This window comes from Vibrio anguillarum, assembly GCF_001989995.2.
Taxonomy (GTDB): domain Bacteria; phylum Pseudomonadota; class Gammaproteobacteria; order Enterobacterales; family Vibrionaceae; genus Vibrio; species Vibrio anguillarum.
In genome coordinates this window covers 1-2,343 of sequence record NZ_JAHGUP010000098.1, presented here as the reverse complement: position 1 = coordinate 2,343, position 2,343 = coordinate 1, and the positions used below count along the sequence as shown (strand labels likewise).

At 40.5% G+C, this 2,343-nt stretch carries 3 protein-coding genes; all 3 read right to left on the bottom strand.

Going from position 1 to position 2,343, the window contains the following annotated elements; genetic code table 11:
* Positions 1-19: 19 nt before the first annotated feature.
* Entirely contained in the window at positions 20-655 is a 636-nt protein-coding gene (locus PL85_RS16610; RefSeq protein WP_080610089.1) for a CatB-related O-acetyltransferase, read from the bottom strand.
* A gap of 250 nt (positions 656-905) precedes the next feature.
* Positions 906-1,415, bottom strand: coding sequence for a ClbS/DfsB family four-helix bundle protein (locus tag PL85_RS16600; protein WP_115340184.1), 510 nt, complete (start codon positions 1,413-1,415; stop codon positions 906-908).
* A 129-nt stretch (positions 1,416-1,544) separates the two neighbouring features.
* Positions 1,545-2,300 carry a DUF4145 domain-containing protein gene (locus tag PL85_RS19035; RefSeq protein ID WP_081245465.1) on the bottom strand — a complete coding sequence of 252 codons (756 nt, stop codon included), beginning with the start codon at positions 2,298-2,300 and terminating at the stop codon, positions 1,545-1,547.
* Between the last annotated feature and the right edge of the window lie 43 nt (positions 2,301-2,343).

Below are 2,343 nucleotides of genomic sequence, written 5' to 3'. Positions count from 1 at the left end.
TTGAAGCGTTTGTTATGTGCTATTTTTCAACATCGTAAGCTGCTGCTGCGCTCTTTAGTTGTTGAATGTCTGATGCACATAGATATCGCTTTAAGGCTTCAAACTTCTCTGTGGGCCAATCATAGATTTGCATTTTCAACAGTTCGGCAATTACCGATTCGTCAAAGCGATATTTGACTAATTTGGCAGGCGTGCCACCAACAACACTATAAGGGGCAACATCTTTAGTTACCACGCTATTTGCAGCAACTATGGCTCCTTCTCCGATTGTCACACCAGGCATAACCATTGACCTCATCCCAAGCCATGCACCATCATGGATAAAGGTATCACCTTTGCCTCTATACGCTTCATCAATGTAGTCCATAAATGGATATAAACAGAACCAATCCGCCCTATGGGTATGATTACCACCCATTAAGATAACTGCCTCTGCGCCGATGCAAACGTAATCACCAATATGGAGTTTATCGATTTCCCACCTAGGTTCCCATTCACGACTCACTTCATCACCATGAAGATACCGAACAACAGATTCCTCAAATCCATTGTCCCAGCAGTCACTGTAATAACTATGTGTGCCTTTGATAGAAATATTAGGGTTAGTTACTACCTCATGGAGTAACTGAAATTTTGACCAATGCTTCTTGTGCATACTAAACCTCAAGCTAATGTTAAATAATAAGAATTATTGAAATAACACTATGCCGTCAGTGAATGCGTGGCTGCTTTAAAAGAGGAATAAGTTTCATAAAAAACACCGTTAATTGAAAGGCGTGAATGATAGCATAACGCCCAATTAAGGTGTGAGGCACGCAATACAGATGCTGCCGCAACCACCATAATCACTAAAACCGACGCATAGTAAAAACGCCACGCGTGCCGAATCACACTTAAATTGTTTGTTATGTGAATTCTCGATTGAAACGCCGAACTTTTGTACGCATATTTTTCATAGGTGACGATGTATTAAACTGAATCATGCACCCCAAAGTCCATTGTTCATACCACGCAACACCATACAAATCATGGTCACTTAAGCTTGAAATGAGTAAAAGTATCTCGTTAACCGTAGACTCAAGCTCAATGAGTAAATCGTCATATTTCCACTCACAATACTCTTCGTGGAAGCTTTCAGCGAGTGAACCTAATTGGTTCCATTTATAACCAGTTTCCGGGAAATCAACATGTTGGTTTTGAGATCTTAAGTGATGCCATTTAAGAACGAGTCTTCCCCAACCAATCAAGTAAGCCACTGTATCACTAACGCTAATGACTGTACCTTTGACGTTTCCCTCTACTCCAGATTTGCGAGCTTTGCTTTCCGGAATTGAACGATAGTCAGCCATGAGTTTCGGAAATATTGAGTTTATAGTTAACTCCAATTCATCCTTATTTCTTGGCACAGAAGACATTTTGACCTCCATTCACATAACGCCGCATTAAGGTGTGAGCAGCGCTTGGCTATACTTGAGCGAAGCGAAAGCGCCAAGCGTTGCGAATCACTCTTAAATGCTTTGTTATGTGCAAAACCACACCTACACTTACCACTCTTGGAACGGCTTACCCTTGTTTTTGTTAACTAGTTCCACTAGTTGCTTAATCTTGTCCTCAGAGTCATCAAAAAGACGATTAATCGATAATTCCATAACTTCATATGCAAAAGCCAGATCGTACTCTTTTAGCGCTCCTTCATGACTAGCTTCGTTCCCTAACCATTTAATTGCCATTAACAATTCAGCGACTTCAGGCTGTGATTTACTAAAAGCTTCTATTCTTTGATGCAGTACTGTGATTTTCGCTAACTCGGGATCAATTGTATTAAGTAACGTTTCAATAGCTATTCTTAGTTTATTTGCCGAAGCGGATACGTCGGTCCATGCTAGTTTAAACGATGAAAACAACAAGTCTTGAACTGGCTTCGGGCATTTATTGTGGATTAGAAATAAAGGAATTACCGGCTCAAAATACTTCGGATAAAAAATGGGGAAGTCCTCATATTCATCGTCTGGACCTTGAGGATGAAATTCGTAATGTCTACCTGTTCCACAACTGTACGTACGACCGTTGCAGTTTGGACAAAGGAAAGAGCCCGAATATCTATATTCAATCCAATCCGCTTCAAATTCAGGATGGGAATGAAGCGCCTTAGAGTCAGGGTTTTCCTCAAATGAGAATGTTGCATTATCCAACTTAATTTCACCACTAGAACAATGTGGGCACAAAACAGGAGGCGTGTTGTGCTCAGTGAAGCTAACTGTGAATCTTTTGTTTATATAATCGAAATAATTTTCTACCACTTTATACGTACCTCAAATTTTGCCACATAACGCCCGGCTAAGG